Origin of the sequence: Paenibacillus sp. FSL H7-0323 (assembly GCF_038002725.1) — a bacterium.
In the GTDB taxonomy this organism is placed as follows: domain Bacteria; phylum Bacillota; class Bacilli; order Paenibacillales; family Paenibacillaceae; genus Paenibacillus_AQ; species Paenibacillus_AQ odorifer.
The window spans coordinates 6,925,622-6,952,460 of record NZ_JBBODB010000001.1 but is presented as its reverse complement, the minus strand read 5'-3'; the positions used below and the strand labels follow the sequence as shown (position 1 = coordinate 6,952,460).

Annotated in this window: 27 protein-coding genes; 5 read left to right on the top strand and 22 right to left on the bottom strand. The window is 43.8% G+C overall.

Annotated elements, in window-relative coordinates:
- The 13 genes from MHH89_RS30805 to MHH89_RS30745 form a co-directional block, all read right to left on the bottom strand.
- A partial coding sequence (locus MHH89_RS30805; protein ID WP_341088771.1) for a manganese catalase family protein occupies positions 1-368 on the bottom strand: 368 nt, incomplete at its 3' end.
- Positions 369-418: 50 nt separating this feature from the next.
- Entirely contained in the window at positions 419-685 is a 267-nt protein-coding gene (locus tag MHH89_RS30800; RefSeq protein ID WP_036684069.1) for a spore coat protein CotJB, read from the bottom strand.
- A 3-nt stretch (positions 686-688) separates the two neighbouring features.
- Positions 689-907, bottom strand: a complete 219-nt coding sequence (locus MHH89_RS30795; protein ID WP_036684070.1) for a spore coat associated protein CotJA — start codon at positions 905-907, stop codon at positions 689-691.
- A gap of 207 nt (positions 908-1,114) precedes the next feature.
- A complete protein-coding gene (locus tag MHH89_RS30790; RefSeq protein WP_280752686.1) occupies positions 1,115-2,140 on the bottom strand; it encodes an AI-2E family transporter in 1,026 nt (341 codons plus the stop codon).
- A 47-nt stretch (positions 2,141-2,187) separates the two neighbouring features.
- Positions 2,188-2,682 carry a DedA family protein gene (locus tag MHH89_RS30785; protein ID WP_076100017.1) on the bottom strand — a complete coding sequence of 165 codons (495 nt, stop codon included), beginning with the start codon at positions 2,680-2,682 and terminating at the stop codon, positions 2,188-2,190.
- Positions 2,683-2,689: 7 nt separating this feature from the next.
- Positions 2,690-3,214, bottom strand: coding sequence for a CDP-diacylglycerol--serine O-phosphatidyltransferase (gene pssA, locus MHH89_RS30780; RefSeq protein WP_036684073.1), 525 nt, complete (start codon positions 3,212-3,214; stop codon positions 2,690-2,692).
- Positions 3,215-3,256: 42 nt separating this feature from the next.
- Positions 3,257-5,011 carry a sensor histidine kinase gene (locus MHH89_RS30775; protein WP_076187097.1) on the bottom strand — a complete coding sequence of 585 codons (1,755 nt, stop codon included), beginning with the start codon at positions 5,009-5,011 and terminating at the stop codon, positions 3,257-3,259.
- Complete coding sequence (locus tag MHH89_RS30770) at positions 5,008-5,688, bottom strand: response regulator transcription factor (RefSeq protein ID WP_076191082.1); 681 nt, start codon at positions 5,686-5,688, stop codon at positions 5,008-5,010. The genes MHH89_RS30775 and MHH89_RS30770 overlap by 4 nt, the downstream gene beginning before the upstream one ends.
- 164 nt (positions 5,689-5,852) lie before the next feature.
- Positions 5,853-7,211: a hemolysin family protein gene (locus tag MHH89_RS30765; protein ID WP_076187132.1), complete on the bottom strand. Its 1,359-nt coding sequence runs from the start codon at positions 7,209-7,211 to the stop codon at positions 5,853-5,855.
- 20 nt (positions 7,212-7,231) lie between these two features.
- Positions 7,232-8,368 carry a radical SAM/CxCxxxxC motif protein YfkAB gene (yfkAB, locus tag MHH89_RS30760; protein WP_036684078.1) on the bottom strand — a complete coding sequence of 379 codons (1,137 nt, stop codon included), beginning with the start codon at positions 8,366-8,368 and terminating at the stop codon, positions 7,232-7,234.
- Between the two features lie 221 nt (positions 8,369-8,589).
- Positions 8,590-9,702, bottom strand: coding sequence for an HD-GYP domain-containing protein (locus MHH89_RS30755; RefSeq protein ID WP_076187093.1), 1,113 nt, complete (start codon positions 9,700-9,702; stop codon positions 8,590-8,592).
- Between the two features lie 144 nt (positions 9,703-9,846).
- Complete coding sequence (locus MHH89_RS30750) at positions 9,847-10,674, bottom strand: undecaprenyl-diphosphate phosphatase (protein ID WP_076124791.1); 828 nt, start codon at positions 10,672-10,674, stop codon at positions 9,847-9,849.
- A gap of 73 nt (positions 10,675-10,747) precedes the next feature.
- Positions 10,748-12,187 carry a bifunctional metallophosphatase/5'-nucleotidase gene (locus MHH89_RS30745; RefSeq protein ID WP_076191080.1) on the bottom strand — a complete coding sequence of 480 codons (1,440 nt, stop codon included), beginning with the start codon at positions 12,185-12,187 and terminating at the stop codon, positions 10,748-10,750.
- Between the two features lie 137 nt (positions 12,188-12,324).
- Between MHH89_RS30745 and MHH89_RS30740 the strand changes: the two genes are divergently transcribed.
- From MHH89_RS30740 to MHH89_RS30730, 3 genes are all read left to right on the top strand, one after another.
- A complete protein-coding gene (locus tag MHH89_RS30740; RefSeq protein WP_312150948.1) occupies positions 12,325-13,038 on the top strand; it encodes a molybdenum cofactor biosynthesis protein in 714 nt (237 codons plus the stop codon).
- A 77-nt stretch (positions 13,039-13,115) separates the two neighbouring features.
- Positions 13,116-14,156, top strand: a complete 1,041-nt coding sequence (locus tag MHH89_RS30735) for an HD-GYP domain-containing protein (RefSeq protein ID WP_076219643.1) — start codon at positions 13,116-13,118, stop codon at positions 14,154-14,156.
- Between the two features lie 683 nt (positions 14,157-14,839).
- Positions 14,840-15,088 (top strand): DUF7667 family protein, encoded by a 249-nt coding sequence (locus MHH89_RS30730; protein WP_076124783.1) that lies wholly within the window; start codon positions 14,840-14,842, stop codon positions 15,086-15,088.
- 21 nt (positions 15,089-15,109) lie between these two features.
- Here the strand turns inward: MHH89_RS30730 and MHH89_RS30725 are convergent, their stop codons facing one another.
- The 3 genes from MHH89_RS30725 to MHH89_RS30715 all read right to left on the bottom strand — a co-directional run bounded on the left by MHH89_RS30725 (position 15,110) and on the right by MHH89_RS30715 (position 19,189).
- The gene (locus tag MHH89_RS30725; protein WP_341088768.1) at positions 15,110-15,385 is read right to left on the bottom strand and encodes a hypothetical protein; all 276 of its coding nucleotides are present in this window, start codon (positions 15,383-15,385) and stop codon (positions 15,110-15,112) included.
- 178 nt (positions 15,386-15,563) lie between these two features.
- The gene (locus tag MHH89_RS30720) at positions 15,564-17,402 is read right to left on the bottom strand and encodes an ABC transporter ATP-binding protein (protein WP_036684176.1); all 1,839 of its coding nucleotides are present in this window, start codon (positions 17,400-17,402) and stop codon (positions 15,564-15,566) included.
- Positions 17,403-17,419: 17 nt separating this feature from the next.
- On the bottom strand, positions 17,420-19,189 hold the full coding sequence (locus MHH89_RS30715) for an ABC transporter ATP-binding protein (protein ID WP_076191071.1): 1,770 nt from the start codon (positions 19,187-19,189) through the stop codon (positions 17,420-17,422).
- Between the two features lie 452 nt (positions 19,190-19,641).
- Between MHH89_RS30715 and MHH89_RS30710 the strand changes: the two genes are divergently transcribed.
- The gene (locus tag MHH89_RS30710; RefSeq protein WP_341088767.1) at positions 19,642-20,187 is read left to right on the top strand and encodes a hypothetical protein; all 546 of its coding nucleotides are present in this window, start codon (positions 19,642-19,644) and stop codon (positions 20,185-20,187) included.
- Between the two features lie 98 nt (positions 20,188-20,285).
- Positions 20,286-20,726 carry a hypothetical protein gene (locus MHH89_RS30705; protein ID WP_341088766.1) on the top strand — a complete coding sequence of 147 codons (441 nt, stop codon included), beginning with the start codon at positions 20,286-20,288 and terminating at the stop codon, positions 20,724-20,726.
- Positions 20,727-20,871: 145 nt separating this feature from the next.
- Here MHH89_RS30705 and sufB read toward each other — a convergent pair whose 3' ends face one another.
- The 6 genes from sufB to MHH89_RS30675 form a co-directional block, all read right to left on the bottom strand.
- Positions 20,872-22,269, bottom strand: coding sequence for a Fe-S cluster assembly protein SufB (gene sufB, locus MHH89_RS30700; RefSeq protein WP_036684335.1), 1,398 nt, complete (start codon positions 22,267-22,269; stop codon positions 20,872-20,874).
- Between the two features lie 24 nt (positions 22,270-22,293).
- Positions 22,294-22,725: a Fe-S cluster assembly sulfur transfer protein SufU gene (sufU, locus tag MHH89_RS30695; RefSeq protein ID WP_340393803.1), complete on the bottom strand. Its 432-nt coding sequence runs from the start codon at positions 22,723-22,725 to the stop codon at positions 22,294-22,296.
- Positions 22,712-23,938, bottom strand: a complete 1,227-nt coding sequence (locus tag MHH89_RS30690; RefSeq protein WP_076219340.1) for a cysteine desulfurase — start codon at positions 23,936-23,938, stop codon at positions 22,712-22,714. Before MHH89_RS30690 ends, sufU begins: the two co-directional genes overlap by 14 nt.
- Positions 23,935-25,236, bottom strand: a complete 1,302-nt coding sequence (gene sufD / locus MHH89_RS30685; RefSeq protein ID WP_036684344.1) for a Fe-S cluster assembly protein SufD — start codon at positions 25,234-25,236, stop codon at positions 23,935-23,937. Before sufD ends, MHH89_RS30690 begins: the two co-directional genes overlap by 4 nt.
- 26 nt (positions 25,237-25,262) lie before the next feature.
- Positions 25,263-26,045: a Fe-S cluster assembly ATPase SufC gene (gene sufC / locus MHH89_RS30680; RefSeq protein ID WP_036684347.1), complete on the bottom strand. Its 783-nt coding sequence runs from the start codon at positions 26,043-26,045 to the stop codon at positions 25,263-25,265.
- A 279-nt stretch (positions 26,046-26,324) separates the two neighbouring features.
- Positions 26,325-26,786, bottom strand: coding sequence for a Dps family protein (locus MHH89_RS30675; protein WP_036684350.1), 462 nt, complete (start codon positions 26,784-26,786; stop codon positions 26,325-26,327).
- Positions 26,787-26,839 lie beyond the last annotated feature (53 nt).

Here is a 26,839-nt window from a genome sequence, read left to right as displayed (position 1 = left end):
TCTCCCTTAGCTTGAATATAGGCTGCGGTGAATGGAACTCCGCTAGCATCCGTGTAGAACAGGGCATGATCATGCGCTACAAAATGTGGCCCTAATCCCGCTTCCTCTAATTCACATACCGAAGCATCCTTCGTCAGCTTGTAGATCATCGTGGCAATCATCTCAAGGTGAGCGAATTCCTCAGTAGAAATATCGTTCAACACGCCAATAACTTTATCTGGAATCGTGTATCTTTGATTCATATAGCGTAGTGCAGCGGCGAGCTCGCCATCTGCGCCTCCGTATTGCTCACTCAAATAACGCGCCATCCGGACATCACATTTACCCACCCGTACCGGATATTGCAGTTTTTTTTCGTATATCCACATTCGGGAACTTCCCTCCTCTAGAAAAATAGTTCCTTACGGTTATACTCCTCTTACACCTGCCAAGGCCAAGGGGGTTGATTCCATTCCCATGGACATTTAGAATAAGCGCGGCCAAAATTCTGCAGCGGACCATATAACTCCTGAAAATGATTCGCTAGCTTAGTTCGTTCCAGCGTAAGCTGATTAAATTGTTCAATACTTCTCAGATCGTCAGGATGCGTATTTAGATATAAGTTCAACTCCACTAAGGCAAAATCAAGGGTCTGCAACTGTTCAAGCAATTCATAATAACGTTGGTCGCAAGGATTTGCCTCCATAGTCTATTTCCCTCCTCCTTTGCACTTGGATTCATACGGACTAAATAGTGCTGGCCAGAGCGTTCCATACTTCAGAGCCTCCTGCAAACTAAACTGTGGTAAATCGGGTGGCTGAAAGGTGATAAATTGATTGGGTGGAACTACATACGTCTTGAACGGCACCGGTGGGCAAGGATCAAACGGGCCCCTAAAGGGGGTATACCTCCGCAGCTGTGATTCCATCTTTTTGTACCTCCTTTGTTCCTGTTCCTTCTTTAAAGACTCTGAACATTACTCCCTTAGCTAACTTATGACAGCAGGACACAATATAAAACGTTATTCACAAAAAAAGCCCATTAGCAATTTTTTTTGTGCAATGTGCATGACAAATAAGCTGTCTCCGGAAAAGTACCGAAAACAGCTTATAACTTGTTTTTTTTAGTATTCAGCTTAGGGCTTCGCTCTTTTGAACGAATCTTCGTGGGTAATCTCAAGGATATCCAACATAAATACAAAGATAGGAATACCAAGAATAAGTCCCCAGACACCCATATAATGCTCAGAGAACAACAACACGCTAAAGGTGAAAAACATCGGCAAATTCATTTTTGTGGACATCAACTTAGGATTCAAGAAATAGCCTTCGATAAAATGCAACACCGCAATAATCGCCAGCACATAAGTAACTGTTATCAGACCGCCGATGTTGTAACCAATTATTAAAAGCGGAATGAGCGAAATCAAAAAACCAACCACCGGAATGAGACTGAGCAGAAAAATCAAAATCGCTAGGGCAAATAAATACGGGAAGTTAAGCAACCACAAGCCAATAACAGTAAGACAGGTATTGAACATGGCAATAAGAATTTGCGCTTCAATTACTTTCCCAAAGGAAACGATGAATTTTCGGCTGAAATACTCCAGATCTATATAAAACCAGGCAATCCTGCTCTCTCTCATCCTAGAAGTGAAACTGACGACCCGGTTCTTCTCCAGAATAAACACAAAGCTTAAAATGGTTGATAGAACGAAAGTTGCACCCCAGTTGCTAACCTGCAGCACATAATCGATGCCTCTTTTGATATAGGACTGATAGTTAAGGTCCCTGAGCATATCATACAAATATAATGTAATCTTGTTCTGCGGAAGATCCTCTGATTTGAGATTGGTGAGGAAGATAGCTAATTGCTTAATCTGCTCCAATACTTTAGGAAGATATTTTGCAAGGGCCAGTACAATCAATGCGATTAAAGCAAGGTATAAAATGACAATAATCACCTTACTGTTAACCTTCATGAATTTACCAATTCGTTTACTGAGCACAATCTGAAAGCTGTTCATGACAAAAGCAATCAGAAACGTCAGCAGTACCAGATTAAGCATCCCTCGAACCATGTACAGCAGCAACCCGATAAGTGCGAGAATAAAAAAGCGTCTGGTAGTACTATTCGCGTAGAATCGCTTGAATACATTCATTGATCTTGCTCCATTCAATTGCGATTAATAATGTTAAACTTCAATGGCTATAAAAAGGAAAACTTAGCCCCCACAAAAAAGCCGATGGAAACAAAAAGGAGTGACCAGGTTAGCGCTCCTGCAGTCGTTATGAGTATATATTTTTTGAAAGACATAGCACTGATTCCAGAGATATAGCTCGATACATGCCTCAGACCTGGAATAAAATAAGCAATGAAAATCGCCCAGTTTCCGAACCGCAAAAACCATCTTTTCATACTGGCAAAACGCTTGGGTGTAAGGCCAACCCACTTGCCGAATTTTGCTACCACAGGTTGTCCTAGCCTTAAACCAATGGTATAGCTGATAAGCATTCCTGTGATGGATCCCATAAAACAAACCAATACGGAAAGTGAAAAATCCAAAACCATAACGGAGGATAAATAGCCTACAAACAGCATTAACACCTCATCAGGCACAGGAAGTCCGATAATCCCAAGTGCCATAAGGCCAAATATGGCTAAATATCCGTATTGTGAAATGAACTCTATAATCCAAGGCATGGTTGTATCACTTCCTGTTGAAGGATTTTTTAAGGGACGGAAATGGGATACGGCTGATCATCATTACGGACAGCAATGCCATTAATCCGATGACCAGTCCTGGTTTCATCCGTTCATCTAGTAAAGAAATCATCGACAGAATGACTCCAGCAGCAGTAATGGGCATCCCCACGAACCCTTTGGAAGGCGCCGACAGATTAAATCTGGCCAAACGAAGTGCGCCACAGATCAAAAAGAAAACTGCAGCTGCAGGTCCAATCCAGTGGGCATCTTCTAACCTATACAACAAGATAAGGAAGGTAGGCGCTAAACCAAATGATATAATATCCGCCAATGAGTCCAATTGTTTACCGAATTCACTAGTACATTGCAATATTCTTGCCAGTAATCCATCCAGTACATCACATATTGCCGCGAGCAATATCATTAATAAAGCTAGGCTATATCGTTCTTGAATCGTAAAATACAAGGATAGTGATCCTAGTCCCAAATTTCCGAGTGTGCACGTTGAAGGCAACCAGTTCAATTTCATACAATTCCACCCCTTTCATAGCAGTATTTCTGTTGATTCGGTTTAACCTTCAAAGGTCACTGTAAAGCTGACACCGTTCTCCGTATTTTTCACTGTATAAAGACAAGCGTGCATATCCAGTATTCGCTTCGCGATGGAAAGCCCCAGACCCGTACCGCCTGTCATTCGACTGCGGGATGGCTCCGACCGATAGAACCGTTCCCAGATCTGCTCCAGCTGATCTTCAGGGATTGATTCTCCTATATTTTGAATAGTGAATACAATAGTCTGGGCATGACTCTCAATATTGACAGTGATAGAACTTCTTTCTTCCGCATGCCTGATAGCATTGGTCATAAAATTTAGCATAACTTGTTCGATCCAGTTCACATCCGCATAGACCGGTAATTCATTCGCAGGAATAATGATGACCTCCAAATGTTTTTCACTCAGCAAGTGGACCAGCTTGTCTGTCACCTTTTCCGTCAGTTCACTTAACATAAAGGAAGATTTCCGTAGTTTAATCGTGCCCGACTCCAACCGCGCTAGATCTAGCATATTTTTAACAAGAAACTCCATTTTATCGGCTTCCTCAATAATCACCTTAATGTAGTGATCCTGCTTGCCGGCACTAACGCCGTCTTCCAAACCTTCAGCAAACCCTTTGATAATACTGAGGGGTGTCTTCAATTCATGGGAGGCGTTGGCAAAAAAGTCCTGCTGCATGATCTCCATTCTTTGCTTCTGCTCCATATCCTCAACTAGCTGCTGATTGGCCTCTCTTAACTCCCCTAAAGCAGAGTCCAGACTTAGTGATAAGGTGAACATGCTGTTAGAAAGGCTGCCTAGCTCATCCTTCTGCCGAATCGATGTGTCCCCTGTAAAGTCCAGAGAAACCATCCGTTTTGCTATCTTGTTTAACTTAATTAGCGGACGCGTTACCATTTTCGAGAAAAAGAGAGAAAGCACCAGAATCAGGACAAAGCCACCCATTCCCAGATATAAAAAGAACCAACGTAAGGCATCGTTCGAATCCTTAACTTCCTGTAATGAAGTGACTGTGAATAGTAATTCAATTTCTCCGTTACTTTGCTTCAGGGGCAGAATAACCACAGAATTGCGACTCCCACTCCAGGGAGCAACCCAGTCTTGCTTCTGTATTTTCAAATTTTTAAAGTCTTCTATCTGCGCTGGTGTCAAAGGAAACCATTCCTCAAGAGCCTCAAACAATATTCCCTGGCGGGGATTCCATATTTTTAAATCAGGCAGTACAACTTCTGCAACAGTACCAGATGCATGAATCGTCCCAGTCTCTCCCGTCTCCCCTATGGTTCCGCCCCCTTTTTTTGTAATGCTTATGGGGTAGAGTATAACGGGTGAAGCACTGTCTTCATCCAGAAGTTCGCCTTCCACGCTCAACTGATCATCTACTTTAATGTTAGCTGCTCTCAGTGAATCTCCGTACTGATTCATGAATAGGGATAAAGAAACAACCATACTCTTCCCGTCATCATCGATTAGCTTTATATGAAATGGATCTTCTGAATTCATCTTTCCATCCAGCTTCAAAATAACCATTTGTGTTTTATTCCGCAGCATAAACCGGACAAGCTCCTGAGAGGTTCTAGTGCTTCCCCATGGTTCGCTAATATATCTTGCCGCAAAACTCTTAAGGTGTTTCTCCACACGGTGCTCTTTTTGCTTCTGATAGAAATTGTCAAACAACAGCAATTGGCTTAGAATCACCATGCCATAGAAGCAAAGGAAAAAGATAACGGTCATCACAAACAGTTTAAAAGTAATTCCCCGTCTTCTCATGCCTCTTCCTCGAACATGTATCCTGTGCCAATTACCGTACGAATAAAACGTGATTCATAACCCAATTTACTTCGCAGCTTTTTGATATGACTGTCCACAACTCTGGAATCTCCTTCAAATTCAATTCCCCAGATCCGACTGAGGATCGTATCCCTTGAAATAACAATCCCTTTATTTCGTATTAAAAGCCATAAAAGATCATATTCCTTAGGGGTAAGCTCCACTTCCGCATCTTCTACCTCCAACCGATGAGCCAAGGGATTGAACATCGCGGAACCAAATTTTATTATGCTAGACTCAGGCTGATGGGTGCCTTCAACCCGTTTCATAAGTGCATTTGCCCGGGCTACTAGCACCTTTGGACTAAATGGTTTTGTAACATAATCATCGGCTCCTAATTCAAAACCGTAGATTTTGTCGTCATCTGTAGACTTGGCCGTTAACAAAATGATGGGTACCGCTGATTTCTCACGAACTTCACGGCACACTTCGAAGCCATTCATAGCAGGCATCATGATATCCAGAATCAGCAGATCCGGCAGCAGTGAATCAAACCAAACCAATGCATCTTTTCCATTATCCGCTTCAAGTACCTCCCAATCATTCTGTAAGAAATAATCAGATACCAGTTCACGAATACGAATTTCATCCTCAACGAGAAGAAGTTTCTTTTTCAATCTAGACCCCGCTTTCAAACAATTAATAAACATTAGCATAGACGAGCGTTATGTCCTTTATGTGTCCACAAAAAACTCCCCCTTTCATGAGCCATACAGCTCTTGCAGGAGGAGTTCATTATATCCCTGATCAACCGGAACAATACGTTATAATTTTTAATAGGTTATTCTTTATCCTCATTGGGTTCTGATGAGGTTTCTTCGTCCTCCACACGTGGTTCCCGGTGGATATTAATTCTAGTGATACGCAATCTTGTCGATTCCTCGACTTCAAAAATAACATCTTCTACTTTGACACGTTTTCCTTTGGTTGGATTACCCTCCAGCTCCTTAAACAACCAGCCGCCGATGGAATCCACCTCATCGTCTTCAATCACAACACCCGTAAGATCGTTGACATCCTCAATCAGCATCCGGCCCTCAACAGAGATGTACTCCCCGTTATGTTCCACACTTGGACGCTCATCTTCGAACTCGTCATGCAGATCGCCTACGATTTCTTCCAGAATCTCTTCTGCTGTCAGCAAACCTGCTGTGCCGCCATATTCATCGACAACTAACGTCAGCTGAGCCTTATTCTTCTGCATAAAACGAAGAGTATGGCTGATTTCCATCGATTCCGGAACGTTAAGGATAGGCCGAACCAGAGTTGTAAGATCATTCTGCTGCTCCGGTGGAGCAAACAACAGGTCGGTAATATGAATAAAACCGATAATACGGTCCTTATCTTCCAGAGCAACCGGATAACGCGAATGTCTCGTTTCGGTAATAATCTTCATATTTTCTTCTAACGAAAGATTGCTGTAAAGCACATCCATATCTGTACGAGGCAGCATGACTTCACGTGCAAGCAGATCTGAGAATTCAAAGATATTATCCATTAGTTTCATTTCATCTTTGTCAATGACACCACTCTTGGCGCTCTGATTCATCAGAATACGTATCTCCTCTTCCGAGTGTGCTGCTTCACTTTCATTTGCAGGCTCCACACCGACCAACCGAAGCAACGCGTTGGCTGAAGCGTTCAGCACCCAGATAAAAGGCATGAACACATTATAGAAGAACATCAGGGGTGCAGATAACAACAGTGCCGAACCTTCTGTTCTTTGAATCGCGAGCGATTTAGGAGCAAGCTCCCCAAGTACAATATGTAAAAATGTAATGATCGAAAATCCAATAATCACAGATACGGTAGAAATCAGGGTATGATCGGTGATCCCCATCTGGTACATTAAAGGTTCGACCAACAGCTCAGAAATCGCGGGCTCTCCAACCCAACCTAAGCCCAGCGACGCAAGTGTTATCCCAAACTGAGTGGCGGATAAATAGGAATCCAGTCTCTTATTTACTTTCAGAGCATATCCAGCCATTTTATTACCTTCACTGACAAGTTGGGTCAGGCGGGACTGCCTGACCTTAACTAATGAAAATTCCGCTGCTACAAAAATACCGTTCAATAATACGAGCACCAGAACCAGCAAAAGATTAAGCAATAATCTCCCTACTTCAAATTCCGTATGCACCACTTAACAACGCCTCATTTCTACAGATTGATCGCTTTTCTAGTTTTGAAGTCAACTTCCGGATAATACATATCAGCCACTAACAGATTAGGTCCGCAGCAGCCTGCTGCATCGCAGTGGCAGTTCACCTTTTGGTTCAGCGGGTGTTTAGTCTGCCAATCGATAAATATATCATCCAGCTTTTGGTTCTCGATGTTGCCAAAGGCTGCGATATCAGCGAAATCTGTAACAAAAACATCGCCAGTAAACATGTTTACGTTCACTCGGTTCCGGCCATCCGGATCATTGCGAAGGGTAACATTCTTCTCGGCGCGCATTCTGCTTATCAGCTTCTGATCTTCTTCCAGGAAGCTGCAAGCAAAAAACGGAAGGGTCCCAAACAGCATCCAAATCTCCGGATCACGGGTATCCAGTAGTTTATGGATTGCCGTCCGCATTTCATTCAAGGACAACACTGGCAAAGCCGAAGCAAAACTGGAGTTGTACATAGGATGTACCTCATGCCGTTTGGCGCCCATATCGAGAATCAACTTATGAATTTCAGGCAGCTTAGTATGTGTACGGTAATTAATCATAGTTTCCGCAGAAATTAGCATACCATCCTCACTTAGCCGTCGAGAATTCTCAATCATTGCATTATATAACCGATATGCACTTTCTTTTGAAACTGCATGCCCGCTGTTGGCAAAACCAACTTCATGAAAATCGTCTCCGTTCACATAATTAAAAGAAATATGCATAACGTCCAAATACGGAAGCAGCTTTTCATATCGAGCATACGGCATCGTCAGATTAGAATTAATTTGCGATCTAATCCCCCGCTCTTTGGCATACTTTAAGAGCGGCACTATGATATTATCCACCGTTCCAGCCAAGAACATAGGCTCTCCGCCGGTAATACTAATCGTCTCCAGATGCTCTACCTCATCTAAACGGTCCAACATATTTTTAAGCGGCAGCATATCCCCTTCTCTAGAGGTTAAACTATCACCTACCGCACAGTGTTCACACCGCATATTACATAAATTGGTTACTGTGAATTCCACACTCGTTAGCACATGGCGTCCATGCTTACGTAAAGAAGTAATGGGATCCCACGGATCGTAGCTTGGCGACAGCTCCTTCGGTGAAGATGTTAATGGTCTTAAAACATTCATTTGTACTAGCTCCTTTAAATCTTATTCCTATTATTAACCCATAATCATGAAGATTGAACGGTGTCTTATCCTATATCATACCACGTTAGTCAGAAAAACTGCACTTCGGATGTCTTTCAGACTGTCCTTACAAGCTTTTTCACTGTAAAAAATAATAGCAGCGAGACGAAAAATAGGCTTCCGCGAGTTATGCGGACAAGCCTAATCTTCTCTCTTCGCTGCTATGATAAATATTTTGGCGTTCCCACAGAATCGCCTTGATCTGCGACGTCAACGATAACAACGGAGAGGGCTTTTCCTAGATCCCTTTCGAACGGTACGACTTTCTCTCCTTCAGGCCCTGTAAGCACACGTACAATCGGTCTGTGAGGCGTACTTGGGTCTATTTTGACAACAACTCCACTTTCACCCGTACTGAGCTTCACCGTAAGACCAAGAGGATAGATAGCCACACGATCTCTAAATAACTCTAGCTGCTTCTGCTCATACAATGTACCAGAACCTACATAAAGCGCCTCAACGGCTTGATGTGGCAGCATAGCCTTTTTGTAGACCCGGTTGGAGGTCATGGCATCGTAGGAATCAGCCACGCCCAACCATTTGGCATATTCATGAATTTGAGGTCCTTTTAATCCCCGCGGATATCCGGATCCGTCAATGCGTTCATGATGCTGAAGCGCACAATGAGCCGCGAGCAGCGGGATATTCGGTTCTTCCTTGAGAATCTGATACCCGATCTCGGTGTGTGCCTGCATATGGCGAAATTCATCTTCACTGAGCTTACCGGGTTTTTGAATGATTTTTATCGGGACTTGGGTCTTGCCAATATCATGCAGCAGCGCACCCAGACCAATCACTCGAAGCTCCTCTTTGCTGTACCCATGCGCAATGCCAAGCACCAAAGTGTACAAGCAGACATTCAGGGAATGGACGTACAAGTAGTTATCAGCGGTGTGCATATCAAGCAGCATGATCATCGGATCTTCTTGTAAAGACAAATCATCCAGGATGCTATCCATGATCTTTGAGAATTTTTTATCCAGATGGTAGAATCCCTTGCTTATTCCTGAAGCGCCTGTCATTTGCTGAAACTGATTACGAATCACCTTCAGTGCCTGATTACGTGTCTCATCTTGAAGCATACCTATAATCTCAACATCGTCCGTGACAGAGTCCTCTATGTAAATATAACCGATGTCAATTCTTGAAAGCCTCTTGATCAATGCATCAGTAAGCTCCACCCCATCCGCGAGGAGAGTTAGACCTTCATCATTATATATTTTTTTACCTAATTTCATGCCTGCTTGAAGCTGATTCACGGATACTAAACGCACTTAGCTCACTCCTGCCTTTAACGGTAAAATGCTATTCTGTTTTGAAATCCTTGGGTCACACGCTTTGTCTATACCGTTTATGTAGAGATCAGACAGGTGCACCATGAAGAACATCGGGTGTGTCTAGGTCTTTGCCTATGGGCATTAACGCATAATAAACAACCAGAATATAGCAGCAAGAATAAATCTGTAGATCGCGAAATGCGTCAATCTAATCTTTTGAATCAATTTCATAAACAAAATAACCACTACATAAGCCACTACAAAAGAAATCAGAAATCCAATTACAAAATAGCCAATCGTCTCACTAGTGAAGTTCTTATAAGAATCCAACATTTCATATCCGGAAGCCGCACACATAATAGGAATGGCTATAAGGAAGGAGAAATCCGCAGACGCTTTATAACTAACCCCACTTAACATCCCTCCGGAGATCGTAGATCCCGAACGGGAAAATCCTGGCCACAGCACTGAAATAATCTGATACATCCCGATAGCCAGCGCCTGTCCGTAAGAAAGATCGTCCAGCTCATGCGCTGTAATTCTAATTTTGCGTCTGTTTACCCATTCTGCGATAATCATTAGAATCCCGCCGGCGACAAGCGCCCAAAGAACAGTCGTGGCTCCAAAGAGACTTTTTATAAAATCGCGGGCAAAAAATGCCACAGCTAGTGCTGGGGCAATCCCAAGTATTACATGGATTAAGTTCAAACGAGACGCCGGCATCACACCGCCTCTTCCTGAGTTCTTACGCCCAATGCCCAGCAAATTAAGCACACGCTCGCGGTAAACAAGCGCAATCGCCAATATTGCCCCTAGCTGAATAACGATTTCATAAGTCTTCATAATCGAATCCTGCTCATCAAAGCCCAGAAGCTTCGAGGTCAAGATCATGTGTCCTGTAGAAGAAACAGGAATAAATTCAGTGATCCCTTCGACAATTGCTAAAATAATAGCTGTAATCGTGTCCATAATCTCCTCCTATTTTTCGGGAATCTAGTACTGTTTAAATGGAATCAAAAAGTATATCTTGTGAGCTGCAGGTTTACTCAGACTTGATCTCCCACCGAGTGAGCATACATTCATCAAGACTGTCCGGACGCTGCAATTCCATCCCAAGCAGGTCGCGTAAAAAATGAGGCAGCAAAAATACAGGATCCTTCCCATTGGCGATCGTCTCATAGCCTGCACGGAAAGTAAACATGTCCAGCGTACCAACATTATACTCTTTATCATCCTCCAGCGGGTTTCCTTCGACAAAAACTGCAATATTGTTATCATACGGTATCTTCTGCGGATCGTACAAGATTTTTATCCCATCTACTGCTAAGCTGCCCAGATAATTCCCGCGAAAGCCATACCCAAAAATCACCTTATTATAAAATTCTTCAGTAAGACTCTGCTCCAAAGCTATGCGAATATCTAGGCCTTTCAGCTTGATTACGCAGGTGTTAATGGGAGAAGGACATAGGGCGTGCAGCATTCCCGCTGTAACCTCCCCTTCAGGCAAAGGTCCTAGAAGCTGACCTGTGTTAACTATCGACAAACTGGTGCCTGTAAATCTACGTACAGCTTGGGCTAAAAGATTGCCAAAAGGGGATTCTCCCTGCAAATTCAAAGGAAGCTCACGATCTGTGATCGCAACGGTCTGCTGAAGAGCCTCACGACCACGCTCCAAATGAATAGTAGCGGCAGGACCTACAATCTCTTCCTTCAGTCCTGGGTCAATCGGAATACATTCACCCGCCACCAGGCTAAATCCAGGTTGTCCCTCTCTCCGCTCAAATTGAAGCCGCCCGAGGTAACGCCCGAATTTCCCGGCTCCACATACAGCTGTTCCGTTAATCATGAGCGGTTCTTCCAGCATATGATGTGTATGTCCACCTAGAATAGCATGCACACCTTCCAGCCGCTCTGCCAGAATTCGATCTGCGGGAAGCCCCAAATGAGAAAGGATGATTAGAATGTCCACCTGAGGAGCTAGAAGAAGGCATTGTTCACGAAGGGTTGTCTCGGGATCCAGAGCATCCCAGCCCAGCAAGGAATAAAACGAAGTAAATGCCGCTGTCGCTCCAGTCACTCCTATTCTGATTCCGTCCTTCTCCAAGATGGCATGACGCTTCATCCAGTGGGGAGGTTCCCCTGTTGCAGTCTCCACAAAATTACAGCATACCACTGGACACTGTAACCCGGAGAAAATAGAGGATAACATCTCCTGTGAGAATGTTAACCCCTCATTATTACCGATGGTTACAGCATCATATCCTGTTAAATTAAGTACATCAATGTTAGCCTGACCCATAGTTCCTTCTGTCTCGACGGCTGCACGATCCATATGATCGCCAATATCCAGCAGCAGCACAGGCGCTTCTCCCGCTGCAGCTCTTTGTCTCCCGATTTCTGCTGCCAATGGACTCACCATTTCGAAATGGCTATGTATATCATTGGTATGAAGTATGGTCAGTCTTTGCGGCACATGCCCCATTAGCAACATTCCTCCTACCTGTTGAGCCGCTCTTTAATGAAGCAGCCGATGCATGATCTTATAGAGCCTAGCATAACATTTTCAGGCTCATTATGGTATATTGTAGACATTACAACATATTTCAGAGGTGAATAAGTATGCATATCACAATCCGCCTGTTCGCGGGTTTGGCTGAGATTATCGGTTCATCTTCTCTGACCTTTCATGCGACGGAGAATCCCTTAACCGCTGGGAAGTTAAAAGAACTCCTTACAACCTCTTATCCGGATGCAGCATCCCTAATTGGAACTTCTTTGGTCGCTATTGACCGGGAATATGCACCTGATGAAGCCCTCATCACCGAGTCTGCCGAAGTTGCATTAATCCCTCCCGTTTCCGGGGGAGAGAATGGTTCTTTATATGAGAGCACTCCTGACGGCCTCTATAGCATAACGGATCTGCCATTAAATGCTGAGAAGCTTCTGGATGCCGTCCTCGATGCCAATCATGGAGCATCCCTATTATTTGTAGGAACTACACGCGAAATGACCGGAGAACAACGCACAACAGCATTAGACTATGAAGCCTATATTCCTATGGCCTTAAATAAGCTGAAAGAAATTGGTGATGAGGTACAAAATCGCTGGAATGCACGCTGCGCGATTTCCCACCGCATTGGGCTTGTTGGTCTTAAGGAAGCAAGCGTTATCATTGCTGTCTCCACCCCTCATCGCGATACCTGTTACGAGGCTAGTCGTTTGGCCATTGAACTGCTGAAACAGACCGTCCCTATCTGGAAAAAAGACATCAATGAATCAGGCCAGCACTGGGTAGGCTCTGAACAAAAGGCTGCCGATTCCCTCTACAATTAATCTTCACTCCTTTTTCATTGAAAAATCTGCACTTTGTTGATATTCTGGATAAAATCGGATAAAAGGTGGCATAGGCATTGAGAGTACACGTCTCGGATCTAAAACCTGGTAATCACCTCAACTCAGACGCTTATAGTTCAAGAGGTCTGCATGTATTACCAAAGGGATCGCTGCTCCAGATAGATGATATCGCCAAGCTGATGCAGCATGGAGTTGATTATGTTGATATCCAGACGTTAGTGGAAGAACCTGCCCCATTAAGCAGACCTTCAATTATTCAGACGGTGACCACTAGTTTTGATACCATGATTGACGGCTTTGAGAATCTTTATATGGAAGCACTATTAAAAGGAAGCTTTAACCAATCCGTGGTTAACGACATTCTTCAGCCTTCGCTTCAATCGTTGGACAAGCAAAAGGATGTAGTCTCCCTGCTGCTTCTGCTCGATCGCGAAGATAATTATACCTACAACCACTCTTTGCAGGTAGGTATGCTCTCTTATTATATTGCAATCTGGCTTGGGTATTCCAAACAAGAATGCTATGAGATTGGACGAGCTGGATATTTAATTGATATTGGAAAATGTAGAATCTCACCTGCTCTATTAAATAAGCCTGGAAAATTAACCGCGGAAGAATTCGAAGAAGTTAAACTACATACTAAGTACGGCTACGAAATTATCCGCAATTCGATGGATGACTCACATACAGCTTTGGCAGCCCTACAGCATCATGAACGTGAGGACGGCTCTGGCTATCCTAATAAGCTAACCAAATCCGAGATTCATCCTTATGCGCAAATTGCTGCTGTAGCTGACATCTATAGTGCGATGACTTCTAAACGCGTCTATCAGTCCAAGCAAGAGCTTATTTCTGTCCTACGTGAACTAAATGACCTCAGCTTTGGTAAGCTGAACGGCAGAACGGTTCAAGCCTTTATACAGCATTTAATGCCCAACTTTATCGGCAAGCGAGTATTACTGAACACGGGTGATACAGGTGTGATTATCATGAACAATCCAGTTGATATTTTCCGTCCGCTGGTAAAGATCGATGGATTATTTGTCGATCTAGCCCGCGAACGTAATGTTACGATTGTGGAAATCTACATGGACTAGGGCGTTTCTTGAGGTCCTGCGTTGCTTAGCAGAAGGTTCAGAGCTGCTGTTTGTACACTAAATCCCCCGGTTTGACTACGGGGGATTTTTTAGTTGTACTTTGTGCAACAGAACCCACGTCTACCAGGCTGAATTCTGATTTAGTTGTACTTTGTGCAACAGAATCCATGTCTAGCGAGCTGAATGGTGATTTAGTTGTACTTTGTGCAACAGAATCCACGTCTTGCGAGCTCAATGGTGATTTAGTTGTACTTTGTGCAACAGTATCCACGTCTTGCGAGCTGAATGGTGATTTAGTTGTACTTTGTGCAACAAAATCCACGTCTAGCAAGCCAAATTCTGATTTAGTTGTACTTTGTGCAACTAGAATTAAGGAAAATGTTCTTTATAAGCACATTTCTCGAAAATAGCTGCACAAAGTGCAATTAACAGTATTTTTATAACGAGAATGATGGTTTCTATTGTACAAACTGCAACTAAAGATTGGTTTCCAGATTACTCCTAAACATTCCTCGATTTTCACCTCTCTCACCTCTATTGTTTCCTTCTGACTTCTAAGATAGTTCCTCCCTACCCTCAACATAGTAAGGCCCCTCAATTTAATTATCTGACGTAACGTTTGAATTCCTCTTCTAATGGCGAGACTAATATGTGGTTTTAAATTGCTATAGGAGGAAAAAAGCATGCTTCCTGTCCATGAACGCCTTGCCGAGTTGTTCACCCTGAGCCGTAGACGGCAGCTTACTGCTGCTGAGGAAACGGAGCAACAGCAGTGCCTGCAAATTAACGCAACCTACTGCTATGAGATGGCCCGATTACAAAATGAAATCCTATTAGCGGAACAGACAGCTGATCTACAATGGCATCAAGATATTTGTGCACAAATGTTTGAGCTGCGTGTGACGGGCAGGGTATCCAAACGCCCTAAGTAACTGAATAGAAATCTTACCCTGCTATATTATTTTCTGCCGTTCTGCTGTTCTGCTGTTCTTCCATTCTTCCGTTCTTCCATTCTGCTGTTCTGCTGTTCTTCCGTTCTGACATTCTGCCGTTCTACCGTTCTTCCATTCTGCCGTTCTGCCGTTCTGCCGTTCTGCCGTTCTGCCGTTCTTCCGTCCTGCTGTTCTTCCGTCCTGCTGTTCTTCCGTCCTGCTGTTCTTCCGTTCTTCCGTTCTTCGGTTGCCTTGTTCCGTAATACCTCTGCCATATTCCACTCTACTCTGATCCACCAAGCCCCGACCACCTTAATCACTATATCCCTATAAAAAACAGCCCACCCCGCAGTTGCCTAAGCAACGGGAATGAGCTGTTGTTCTGTTCTGTTCTGTTTTGTTGTGTTGTGTTGTGTTCTGTTCTGTTCTGTTCTGTTCTGTTGTGTTGTGTTCCGCTATGTTCCGTTCTGTCGGTCTATAGGAAGCGGAATTGCGCTTCGATCAGACCGTTGTAAACCCCATCACGGGATGTCAACTCATGATGGTTACCTTCTTCTTTAATCTCTCCGTGATCGAGGACGACTATTTTATCCGCATGACGGATGGTAGAGAGTCTGTGCGCTACGATAAAGGAGGTTCGGCCTTGAAGCAGGATTTTGAGTGCCTCCTGGATCTTCAGCTCCGTCTCCGTATCAATGCTGGCAGTTGCCTCATCCAGGATTAGTATCCGCGGATTTGCCAAAAGCGCCCGGGCGAAGGAGAGCAGCTGACGTTGTCCCATCGACAATGCGCTGCCGCGCTCTTCCACCTCAGTCTCATACCCTCCGGGCAGCTTCATAATAAAGTCATGGGCATCCACGGCTTTTGCGGCATTTTCCACTTCTTCATCTGTAGCCTCCAGACGGCCAAAACGGATATTATCCCGAATCGTTCCCGAGAAAATAAAGGTATCTTGCAGCACGATTCCGATCTGCCTTCGCAGGCTGTCTAATGTAACCCCGCGGATATCTTCACCGTCTATCGTGATTCGGCCGCTCTTAATATCATAGAACCGGCCAATCAGGTTAATGATCGTACTTTTACCAGAACCTGTATGACCTACGAGCGCGATCGACTGTCCTGCTTTTACATCCAGATCAATACCTTTTAGTGCAGCCCGGCCTTTTTCATATTCAAAAATGACCTTTTCAAAGTTAATATCCCCACGAATCGTTCCCATTGGCTTAGCACCAGGATTATCTTGCACCGCCGGTTGCTCATCCAAATATTCAAAGATCCGTTCCGAGGAAGCCATTGCCACAAGCAGCTGATTGTACATCTGCCCAAGGCGATTAATCGGATCCCAGAAGTTGCTGACATAAGAACTGAATGCTACCAGCATACCTACTGTGAGTTCTCCAGATTGGATCAGATAAGCCCCCAGCCAAAAGAGGATCATTGTTCCAAAACCACCTGTGACCTCAATAATCGGACCGAACGCCTGGTTCATCGCAGAGGCTTTGTTCCAGGATTTTTTGCTGTCGGTATTCATAACATCGAAATAATTCATATTTTCTTGTTCTTGGGTGTAGGCTTGTGTGACTCTGATTCCCTGAATCGATTCATTTAAATGAGAATTAATTCTGGAGTTCTTCATCCGCACATCCTGCCAAGCGATCCGAATCTTTTGGCGCAGCTTAGTTGAAACAAAGAACATAATCGGAACCGTAACCATTACTGCAAGACCTAGCTTCCAGTTAATCACTAGCAGAATAATGGTAATCCCCATAAGCTGCACGCAGTCAATCATCAGATTGACAACCCCGTTTGTGAACAGATCCTGCAGAGAGTTGATATCATTGGTTACCCGTACTAATACCGAACCTGCCGGTCGTTTATCAAAGAAGTTAAAGGAGAGCTTCTGAATATGCTTGAACAAATCTGAGCGCAAATCATAAATCACTCTTTGGCCTATGATGTTCGTATATTTAATCCGGTACACTCCCGCAATCCATTGAATCAGATATAAGACGATTACCCCAGCTGTAAGCGAATAAAGCAGTGATAAGCTGGGATTCCCCACCTTTGGCGCAATCGCACGGTCAATGGCTAAACTTGTTAGGAACGGGACGGTCAACTTCGTAATGGTTCCTAGAATCATCATGATGGACACCAATGGAAGCATCTGCTTTGCATAAGGCTTCATGTACCCGAACAGTCTGGTGAATTGCTTCCAGTCAAAAGCCTTATCGATGACATCATCATCTTTGTAAACAAAACGTTCATCCAGTTCTTGCTGCTCGGCTGCTTTATTTTTTGCTCCCGTAGCGGTCATTGGTTTGGCTTCAAGTTTCATATGCCTCCCTCCTCCCCTCTTCCGGTCGCTCTGGCCAGATAATCAGCATATTGTATCCGGTATACATCCTGATAAGGACCCGGCACTTCAATTAGCTCTTTATGGGTACCACGCTGCTGTACATGACCTTCATTCATGACGATAATTTGATCCGCATGGCGCAAGGAGGAGATCCGATGGGCAATAATAAGTGTAGTGCGCCCCTTCATGACCTCTTGGAATCCGGCTTGAATCTCGTGCTCCGTCTCCATATCGACAGCGCTGGTCGCATCATCGAGGATAAGAATCCGCGGATTCTTAAGCAGCGCTCTAGCGATGGCAATCCGTTGCTTTTGTCCACCGGAAAGACCCATTCCGCGCTCACCCACCACAGTGTCATAACCGTCTTCCATCTCCATGATGAAATCATGGGCTTTGGCAAGTTGTGCAGCTCGGATAATTTCTTCCATGCTTACATTCTTCAACCCATAGGAGATGTTGTTGCGAATTGAGGAGGAGAACAGGAAGGTCTCCTGAAAGACCGTCGCGATCTGTGAACGCAAGCTGCGAACATTGTATTCTCTGATGTCCATCCCATCCAGTGTGATGCTGCCTTCATTAACGTCATAAGCACGCATCATCAGCTGTGTAATGGTCGATTTACCAGAGCCCGTACCTCCAAGGAACCCTATAACCGCACCAGATTTGGCCTCAAAATCAATGTCTGTAACCGCAGGCATTTTGTTCCCATAAGCAAATGTGACGTGATTAAACGCTACATCTCCCTTAACCTCAGAAGGTACCAGTTCACGGGCGTTCTCTTTATCCTTCACATCAATATTCTGATTAAGTACTTCCAATACACGTTCTCCCGATGCTTTGGACTGTGTATAGTTATTAATATGGAATCCAAGACCCCAAATCGGTCCAATGATGTACCAAATTAAGCTGAAAAAAGCAACCAGTTCGCCTAGTGACATTTTCCCCTTAATAACTAACGTTCCACCTACTCCAAGCAGAATAGCTGCACTGATCGATGCTAAAAACTCCATCGCCGGAAAAAACTTACTCCAGAGCTCAGCGGCAAAAATCTGGTTATTCTTATAACGTTCGTTGCGGTGTGAGAATTTCTCTACTTCATGAGCCTCTCTCGCAAATGATTTGACGGTGCGCACACCCGTGATATTCTCCTGTACAGCCGTTGTCAGAGAACTGAGTGCAAGACGCATCTCTTGAAAGGCCGGGTGAATCTTAGACTCGAATTTTAGCGCAATAAACGCCAGGATTGGCATCGTAATCAAAGTTACTAGAGTAAGCTGCCAATTGAGTGAGAACATCATAATCGAACCAAAAATGACCATAAAAAAGACATTCAGCAACTGAGCAAAACCGAAACCGATAAAGTTACGAATCGCTTCCAAATCTCCGGTTAGCCGGGACATCAAATCTCCCGTTTTCGCGGTATCATAATAACGGAAAGATAGGAATTGCAGCTTCTCATAACAAGCATTACGCAGCCGGTATGCAAGAAAGTTACCTAGCCGTCCTCCAAAAAATCCATGTGCAAACTGCAGGCATGCTTTTACTATTACTACAGCTAACACGCTCAATGCGAGCACTGGCACCTCTGTAAACTTAAGTGGCACAATAACATCATCGATCAGCTTTCTTAACAAATTGGGGGTAATCAGCCCCACTGCAGTTGCAGCGGCCAAACATATAATCGAAAGAATCAGAAAATGCAGCTTCTCCCGATAATAACCGCGCAGTTGCCTGAGAACATCCATATCTCTCCTCCTTAAGGCTTACTTAGTAAGCAATTTTTTGTATAAAACAAATGTTACATCGTAAGCTAGCTTTTTTTAGCGCTTACAATTTAGTGACTTTAAGCAGTGTATCATCCATAATTTAATGCGGCAAAGGGGAGAATTGCGCGTTTTTGCGGTTATTTCGGAAAAAAGCAGCATCTACATGATATAAAGGACCCTCGTTATCTTAAAATGCTCGTGTTTCCTCCTTAATCCTGATGAATTAAGAATCTACATGATTATTGTAATCATCGTGTAATATTAGGAGGACCTTTATTCGGTTTTTTGCATAATTATTGGAATTTATTTCGGGATACGAAGAGTTCACTTTTTCGCCGTCTTAAATTTGCGTCAGATGTAAAACTTTTACCACAATTTACCGTAATATAGTAATACAACACTTTTTACTTATATTATGGAGGGGAACTATATTGAAAAAGCAGCTTGTTTTATCTTGTATTATCGCCATTATCCTTCTTTCAGGGTGTAGCAATACAAATAACATTAACCCTACGGACGCAAACACTGCGATCAACGAATCTAAAAACTTGTTTAATTTCGGGGAAATCTCCTCAAAAACTGATACAGCACCCTCACCTGAAAAAATGCTAAGAGAAATAAGCAATTTTGTTATTGCTGACATTTGGAATGTGGGGTTTGTAGATGTTATCTCATACACTAGAAGTGGTACAAGCAGTACAGGAGCGAGCATGGACATTGACTTTACGATCGAACAGCTTGGCAAAGCCATGGAAGAGAAAAAAGAATACGATACATATATGAACGAGTTAGATATTAAGTATGATTCTATAAAAAAAATATGGGCCAAGCTTTCCCCAGAAATTGATCTTTTATATAAACAGATCCAGGAGACACCTCCAAAAGCAAACGATAACAGCTTAAAACTTGATGCAGGTAAATTTAATCAATATTCAGAGGCTTTTAGTAAAGAAGTGAATGATCTGGCAAAACTGTAACCTTTACTATATATAAAAAAAACCGCCAATGATTTGGCGCCATTCTATTCTTTCTCTCATAAAATATAAAATCTACAATGAGAGGTTAGGTGAATAGGATGAGTATACAGTTTCTTGATATGCGAATTTCACAGGGCAGCACTATGGATGCACAAAGTCTTAATTTAGTTCGTTCAAGTGCAATTTTCGGTGACATTGGACTTCAGACAGTAAATGTTACACCTGCAAATGCAGGCTTAGTGAGAGTCACATTGAATGCTTTTGCCAGACTTAGTGTTGATGTCAGCATTATAGTTCAGAATGATGTTACTTTTAGTATTTACCGCAATAATATATTAATTTTTAGTACAACCTACCCCGGAAACATTAATAATACAACGACCCAATATGAAATGGTTGGAATCACCACTGTCGACTATCCGCCTTCAACCGATGTGCTTACCGGCCAGATCCAATACACCATTGTAGCATCAGCGATTAGAACGGCATCTCTGGGAGCCAGATCCTTCAGTGGAATTGCCGTTGCCGGAAATGGATAATTGAAAATATTAAAGGTGTGTCCCCGGAGCATTCGGGGATTTTTTCAATTGTGCCAATAAAAAAGCATCCGTAGAAAAATATCTACGGATGCTTTGAAGAAATATAAGCGTTGGGAGGACAAGCCTCCATTCATAAGCGCTCTTATTAACCGATAGAACCTTCCATCTCGAACTTGATCAGACGGTTCATTTCGACCGCATATTCCATCGGCAGTTCTTTTGTGAACGGCTCGATGAAGCCCATGATGATCATTTGAGTCGCTTCTGCTTCTGTGAGGCCACGGCTCATCAGGTAGAACAGTTGCTCCTCAGAAACTTTAGACACGGTTGCTTCATGCTCAAGAACGATGTTATCGTTCATGATTTCATTGTAAGGAATAGTATCCGAAGTGGACTCATTATCCAAAATCAGCGTATCACATTTAATGTTCGATTTCGCACCTTCTGCTTGACGGCCGAAGGAAGCTAGACCACGGTAAGTTACTTTACCGCCATGTTTACTGATGGATTTCGATACAATGGTAGATGTTGTATCTGGAGCCAAATGGATCATCTTGGCACCCGCATCCTGATGCTGGTCTTTACCTGCTACCGCGATGGATAGTACTGAACCTTTAGCACCACGGCCTTTAAGAACAACCGCAGGGTATTTCATGGTCAGCTTGGAACCGATGTTACCATCGACCCATTCCATAGTAGCATTCTCTTCTGCAACCGCACGTTTCGTAACGAGGTTGTAGATGTTTGGAGCCCAGTTCTGGATTGTGGTATAACGAACGCGAGCGTTCTTCATACACAAGATTTCAACAACCGCACTGTGCAGAGAGTTCGTGCTATAGATTGGAGCAGTACATCCTTCTACGTAGTGCACGAAGCTGTCTTCATCAGCAAGGATCAAAGTACGTTCGAATTGTCCCATGTTCTCAGAGTTAATACGGAAGTAAGCCTGCAAAGGAACTTCACATTTCACACCTTTAGGAACATAGATGAAGCTGCCGCCTGACCAAACTGCACTGTTAAGTGCGGCAAACTTATTATCGGTTGGAGGGATGATCGTCCCGAAATATTTTTTCAGAAGCTCTGGGTGCTCACGCAATGCAGTGTCGGTATCTGTAAAAATAACCCCTTGATCTTCAAGGCTCTTCTGCATGCTGTGATAGACTACCTCAGATTCATATTGTGCCGAAACGCCGGCGAGGAACTTCTGTTCCGCTTCCGGAATCCCCAGCTTATCAAAGGTTTCTTTGATTTCGGAAGGAACTTCTTCCCAAGTCTTCCCTTGCTTCTCTGAAGGTCTTACATAGTATTGAATATCCTCGAAGTCCAAATCATCCATATTGCCGCCCCATGTTGGCATTGGCATTTTACGGAACTGCTCCAAAGATTTCAAGCGGAAGTCAAGCATCCACTGTGGTTCATTTTTGATTGCTGAAATTTCTTTAACAATTTCGGCCGTCAAACCTTTACCAGACTGGAATATCGATTTATGCTCATCACGGAACCCGTACTGGTATTCTTCCATATCAGGCGCTTTCTTAGCCATGGTGTCAGCCTCCTTGTTCTACTGTTATTTATGTTGCTCTTCTTCGTCAATTCCTTTACGAAGTGCGTTCCAAGCCAGTGTTGCGCATTTGATCCGCGCAGGGAATTTATTCACACCCGAAAGGGCTTCAATGTCTTCGTAATCTCCAAAATCCACGTCTTCACCCTTCATCAGTAAGGAGAAGTTATCAGCCAGTTCAAGCGCACGTTCAACCGTTTGTCCTTTGATCGCCTCAGTCATCATCGAAGCCGATGACATACTGATCGAACAGCCTTCACCATTATAACGGGCATCCTTTACGATTCCATCCACTACCTTAAGCTGAAGAGTAATCCGGTCACCACAGGTTGGGTTATTCAGTTCAATTTTTAGAGCATCATCTTCAAATGAACCGCGATTTCGAGGACTTTTATAATGATCCATAATTACGCGTCTGTATAAGTCATCCAAGTTCATAGCTGAAGTACTCCTTTGTCTTGATTAAAGCGTCCACCAGTCGATCTACATCCTGCTCGTTATTATACAGATAAAAGCTTGCACGTGCTGTAGAGCTGGCTTCCAGCCAGCGCATCAGCGGCTGACAGCAGTGATGCCCGGCGCGGATGGCAATGCCTTCCGCATCTAGCACTGTAGCGACATCATGCGGGTGAACGTCACCCAGATTAAAGGTGACAACGCCGACTTCTCGATTTCGAGGACCATAAATGTTCAGACCCTCGATCTCTGACAGACGTTGCTCTGCATACGCTGCAAGAGCTTTCTCATGGCGGTGTATCTCATCCAAACCGATTTCTTGTAAGAAATCAATGGCTGCACCTAGACCAACAGCACCAGCTATGATCGGCGTACCGCCTTCAAACTTCCAAGGCAGTTCTTTCCATGTGGATTCATAAAGACCCACATCATCGATCATCTCGCCACCGAATTCGACGGGCTCCATGGCTTCGAGAAGTGCTCTCTTGCCATACAAAGCGCCAATTCCGGTGGGTGCGAGCATTTTATGACCAGATAGTGCATAGAAATCACAATCCAGATCCTGCACATCGACCTTCATATGTGGTGTGCTTTGTGCACCATCTACGACAATTACTGCACCATGACGATGAGCAATAGCCGCAAGCTCTTTAATAGGATGAGTTACTCCCATAACGTTGGATACATAAGCGATAGCAACGATTTTGGTTTTATCCGTAATCGTCTGCTCGGCAGCTTCCAACGTAACCGTTCCATCAGGTTGCAACGGTATATATTTTAATGTAGCACCGGTCTTCTTAGCGAGCTGCTGCCATGGAATCAGATTACTATGATGCTCCATTAAGGTGATGACGATTTCGTCGCCTTCACCCACAGCAGAGGGTCCGTAAGAAGAGGCCACAAGATTTAAGGCTGTAGTTGTTCCGCGTGTAAAGATAATTTCTTTAGTGCTGCGGGCGTTAATAAACTTAGCTAGCTTCTCCCGGGCTCCCTCGTAGGCATCGGTTGCTCGGCTGCCTAAAGTATGGACGCCACGGTGTACGTTGGCGTTATCCCACTCATAATACGACTTGACCGCCTCAATTACTTTCCGAGGCTTCTGTGAAGTAGCAGCACTGTCCAGATAGACCAGTGGATGTCCGTTCACATTTTGGTTCAGTATGGGAAATTGCTCCCGGATGGCGTTGCTAATCATTGCACTAACTTCCTTTCCACAAGAGATTGGAGCTGATTGCGCAGTCCCTCCAGTGGAATTTGTGACACAACAGGAGCCAAGAAGCCGTAGATGATCAGAGTCTCTGCATCATGCCGTGTAATTCCGCGGGACATTAGGTAAAAGACTTGCTCGTGATTGACCTGTCCTACGGAAGCGGCATGGCCGGCTGTAACATCATCTTCATCAATAAGCAGGATCGGATTGGCGTCACCACGGGCTTTTGGACTCAGCATCAATACTTTTTCCGTTTGCTGGCCGTCCGCTCTAGTAGCACCTTTCTCAATCTTGGTGATTCCGTTGATGATAGATGTAGCAGAATCACGCATAACTGCACGAGTGATCATGTCACTTGGTGTGCTTTTGCCAAAATGCTGAGCTTGAGTGGTGTAATTAAGTTTCTGTGATCCCGTACCTACTGCAATTACTTTAGCATCGGAGCTAGAACCGTTGCCTTTAAGCACAGACTTGGTATCACTCGCAGTATCTCCGTAGTTCATCTCACCAACGATCCATTCGATGACTCCGTCATTCTCAACAACAGCCCGGCGATAAGTTACATCTGTAGTATCTACACCAAGCTGATGCACTGTAGCATAACGAACTTTAGCGCCAGCGCCCACGAATACCTCTACCGCACCATTGTGTAGTCCAGCTTCTTCTTTATCCGATACGTAGTTGTCTACATAGGTTACGGAACTGTTAGTATCAGCTACGACCAGAATGTGTGGAACAAAAGTCGCTTCCGCATCATCCGTTAACAGCACTGCTTGAAGCGGAGTTTCAATAACAACATTCTTAGGAACATAGAGGAATACTCCACCATTCCACAATGCAGCATGAAGCGCTGCGATAGAATGTTCGTCTGGCTGAATGGCTTTATGCAAGTAACGTTGAACCAAATCTCCGTGTTCTTTAACAGCTGTCTGTAGATCTGTAAAAATAACACCCTGTTCTGCAAGCTCAGGAGCGATACGTGTATATACTGCACCAGAGTTGCGTTGAATAATCAGGCTGCCTTCCTCCTGATCCTTGATCAAGGAAGAAATAGATGCAGGTGCATCACTTAGCGAAGCAAAAGGTTCACTTGCTTTATAGCTACCATAATTATTGACATTCCAACGATCAATCCGTGTCTTCTCTAATTTAGGCAGTGTCAGAGTAGCTGCCAATTCTAGTGCCTTCAAGCGGCTTTCTTTCAGCCAACCCGGTTCGCCGCTGCTGTGCGATAATTCGCTCAAGCGTTCGGCATCCACCGGAAGAATGGTCTGTGTCGTCATAGTGGTCTCCTCCTTCCTGGCGTTTCTTACGCTTCTTGCCCTACAGTTTCATCTTCAATTCCGAGTTCTTCTTTAATCCATTCATAACCCTCTGCTTCCAGACGCTGTGCAAGCTCTGGACCACCGGATTTCACGATTCTACCTTGCATCATAACGTGAACATAATCAGGTTTGATGTAGTTCAAAAGACGTTGATAGTGGGTAATAACTAAGAAGCCACGTTCTTCGCTCCGCATGGAGTTTACGCCTTCAGCTACAATTTTCAAAGCATCAATATCAAGACCGGAGTCAATTTCGTCCAAGATCACGATTTTTGGATCCAGCATCATCATTTGTAGAATTTCATTACGTTTCTTCTCACCACCGGAGAAGCCTTCGTTCAAGTAACGGTGTAAAAACTCAGGGTTCATATCTAGTTCTTTCATCTTTGCTTCCATTTGGCGAATAAAACGAATCAACGAGATTTCGCTTCCCTCTTCACGACGGGAATTAATGGCAGAACGCAAGAAGTCGGAGTTAGTTACTCCAGAGATTTCGCTTGGATATTGCATTGCAAGGAAAAGACCTGCACGTGCGCGTTCATCAACAGCCATCTCCAGAAGATCTTCACCATCTAGAGTTGCAGTTCCATCAGTTACTTCGTATTTAGGATGACCCATTAGCGCCGAAGCCAAAGTACTTTTACCTGTACCGTTTGGTCCCATGATGGCGTGAATTTCGCCACCTTTCATTTGAAGGTTAATCCCCTTCAAAATTTCTTTTCCCTCAATCGTCGCTTTAAGACCCTCAATGACAAATTCTGCTGCCATAATATTATTCCCTCCATTGATCGATTTGCGAAATCAAAAGTTGTATTGAAACAGGATAATCCTGATTCCCAGCACAATTAGATTTTCTATCACATTATAATTATTATAAATTGAATCACAATGATTATCAATGATTCTCACTAATTTTATATCAAACCTTGTTTTTTTACAAATTTCTCTTTAGCTAATCACTTGTGACTCAGAGAAGATTTTCATTAAACATAAGACTACGCAAAAATAAGACTTCCCGCAGGAAGCCTTATTCAAACTGCTTAATGATTAGCTAAGAAACGAACGTAGCATCCATTGGTGTTTCTCCAGATCACTACGGATTTTAATGAACATATCTGAGGTTGGCTGATCCTTGGTTTCTTCGGCAAGCTCGATGCCTTCTGTCAGCTCTTCAGAGATGGTGGCGAAGTCTTCAATCAGAGACTGAACCATTCCCCGTGTATCTTCCTTACCTGTAGCTTCTTGAATTGTAGCTAATTCCAAATATTCTTTCAATGTTGCTGCCGGACTGCCTTTGATGGTTAGCAAGCGTTCTGCTACTTCATCCATGTGAAGGGTTACTTCATTATATAATTCCTCAAATTTCACATGAAGGGAGAAGAACTGTTCTCCTTTGACATACCAATGAAAGTTATGAATTTTTACGTACAGGACATTTAAGTTAGCAACCTGACGATTCATGATCTGTTCCAGTGAAGTTGTATTTACTTTATTCGATGCTTTAGCCATGAGATGATCCCTACCTTATCCATTATATTTACCGGTTACTATTTCCTTCGTCC

Excerpts from the sequence above, each read along its gene's own strand:
- sufU (WP_340393803.1), bottom strand. The coding sequence starts at position 22,725 with ATGAACTTGGATGACTTATACAGACGCGTAATTATGGATCATTATAAA.
- sufC (WP_036684347.1), bottom strand. The coding sequence starts at position 26,045 with ATGGCAGCAGAATTTGTCATTGAGGGTCTTAAAGCGACGATTGAGGGA.
- MHH89_RS30675 (WP_036684350.1), bottom strand. The coding sequence starts at position 26,786 with ATGGCTAAAGCATCGAATAAAGTAAATACAACTTCACTGGAACAGATC.
- MHH89_RS30795 (WP_036684070.1), bottom strand. The coding sequence starts at position 907 with ATGGAATCACAGCTGCGGAGGTATACCCCCTTTAGGGGCCCGTTTGAT.
- MHH89_RS30775 (WP_076187097.1), bottom strand. The coding sequence starts at position 5,011 with ATGAGAAGACGGGGAATTACTTTTAAACTGTTTGTGATGACCGTTATC.
- MHH89_RS30785 (WP_076100017.1), bottom strand. The coding sequence starts at position 2,682 with ATGCCTTGGATTATAGAGTTCATTTCACAATACGGATATTTAGCCATA.
- sufD (WP_036684344.1), bottom strand. The coding sequence starts at position 25,236 with ATGACGACACAGACCATTCTTCCGGTGGATGCCGAACGCTTGAGCGAA.
- MHH89_RS30750 (WP_076124791.1), bottom strand. The coding sequence starts at position 10,674 with ATGGACACGATTACAGCTATTATTTTAGCAATTGTCGAAGGGATCACT.
- MHH89_RS30800 (WP_036684069.1), bottom strand. The coding sequence starts at position 685 with ATGGAGGCAAATCCTTGCGACCAACGTTATTATGAATTGCTTGAACAG.
- MHH89_RS30730 (WP_076124783.1), top strand. The coding sequence starts at position 14,840 with ATGCTTCCTGTCCATGAACGCCTTGCCGAGTTGTTCACCCTGAGCCGT.
- MHH89_RS30705 (WP_341088766.1), top strand. The coding sequence starts at position 20,286 with ATGAGTATACAGTTTCTTGATATGCGAATTTCACAGGGCAGCACTATG.
- MHH89_RS30690 (WP_076219340.1), bottom strand. The coding sequence starts at position 23,938 with ATGATTAGCAACGCCATCCGGGAGCAATTTCCCATACTGAACCAAAAT.
- MHH89_RS30745 (WP_076191080.1), bottom strand. The coding sequence starts at position 12,187 with ATGGGGCATGTGCCGCAAAGACTGACCATACTTCATACCAATGATATA.
- MHH89_RS30740 (WP_312150948.1), top strand. The coding sequence starts at position 12,325 with ATGCATATCACAATCCGCCTGTTCGCGGGTTTGGCTGAGATTATCGGT.
- sufB (WP_036684335.1), bottom strand. The coding sequence starts at position 22,269 with ATGGCTAAGAAAGCGCCTGATATGGAAGAATACCAGTACGGGTTCCGT.
- pssA (WP_036684073.1), bottom strand. The coding sequence starts at position 3,214 with ATGAAATTGAACTGGTTGCCTTCAACGTGCACACTCGGAAATTTGGGA.
- MHH89_RS30720 (WP_036684176.1), bottom strand. The coding sequence starts at position 17,402 with ATGACCGCTACGGGAGCAAAAAATAAAGCAGCCGAGCAGCAAGAACTG.
- yfkAB (WP_036684078.1), bottom strand. The coding sequence starts at position 8,368 with ATGAATGTTTTAAGACCATTAACATCTTCACCGAAGGAGCTGTCGCCA.
- MHH89_RS30790 (WP_280752686.1), bottom strand. The coding sequence starts at position 2,140 with ATGAATGTATTCAAGCGATTCTACGCGAATAGTACTACCAGACGCTTT.
- MHH89_RS30715 (WP_076191071.1), bottom strand. The coding sequence starts at position 19,189 with ATGGATGTTCTCAGGCAACTGCGCGGTTATTATCGGGAGAAGCTGCAT.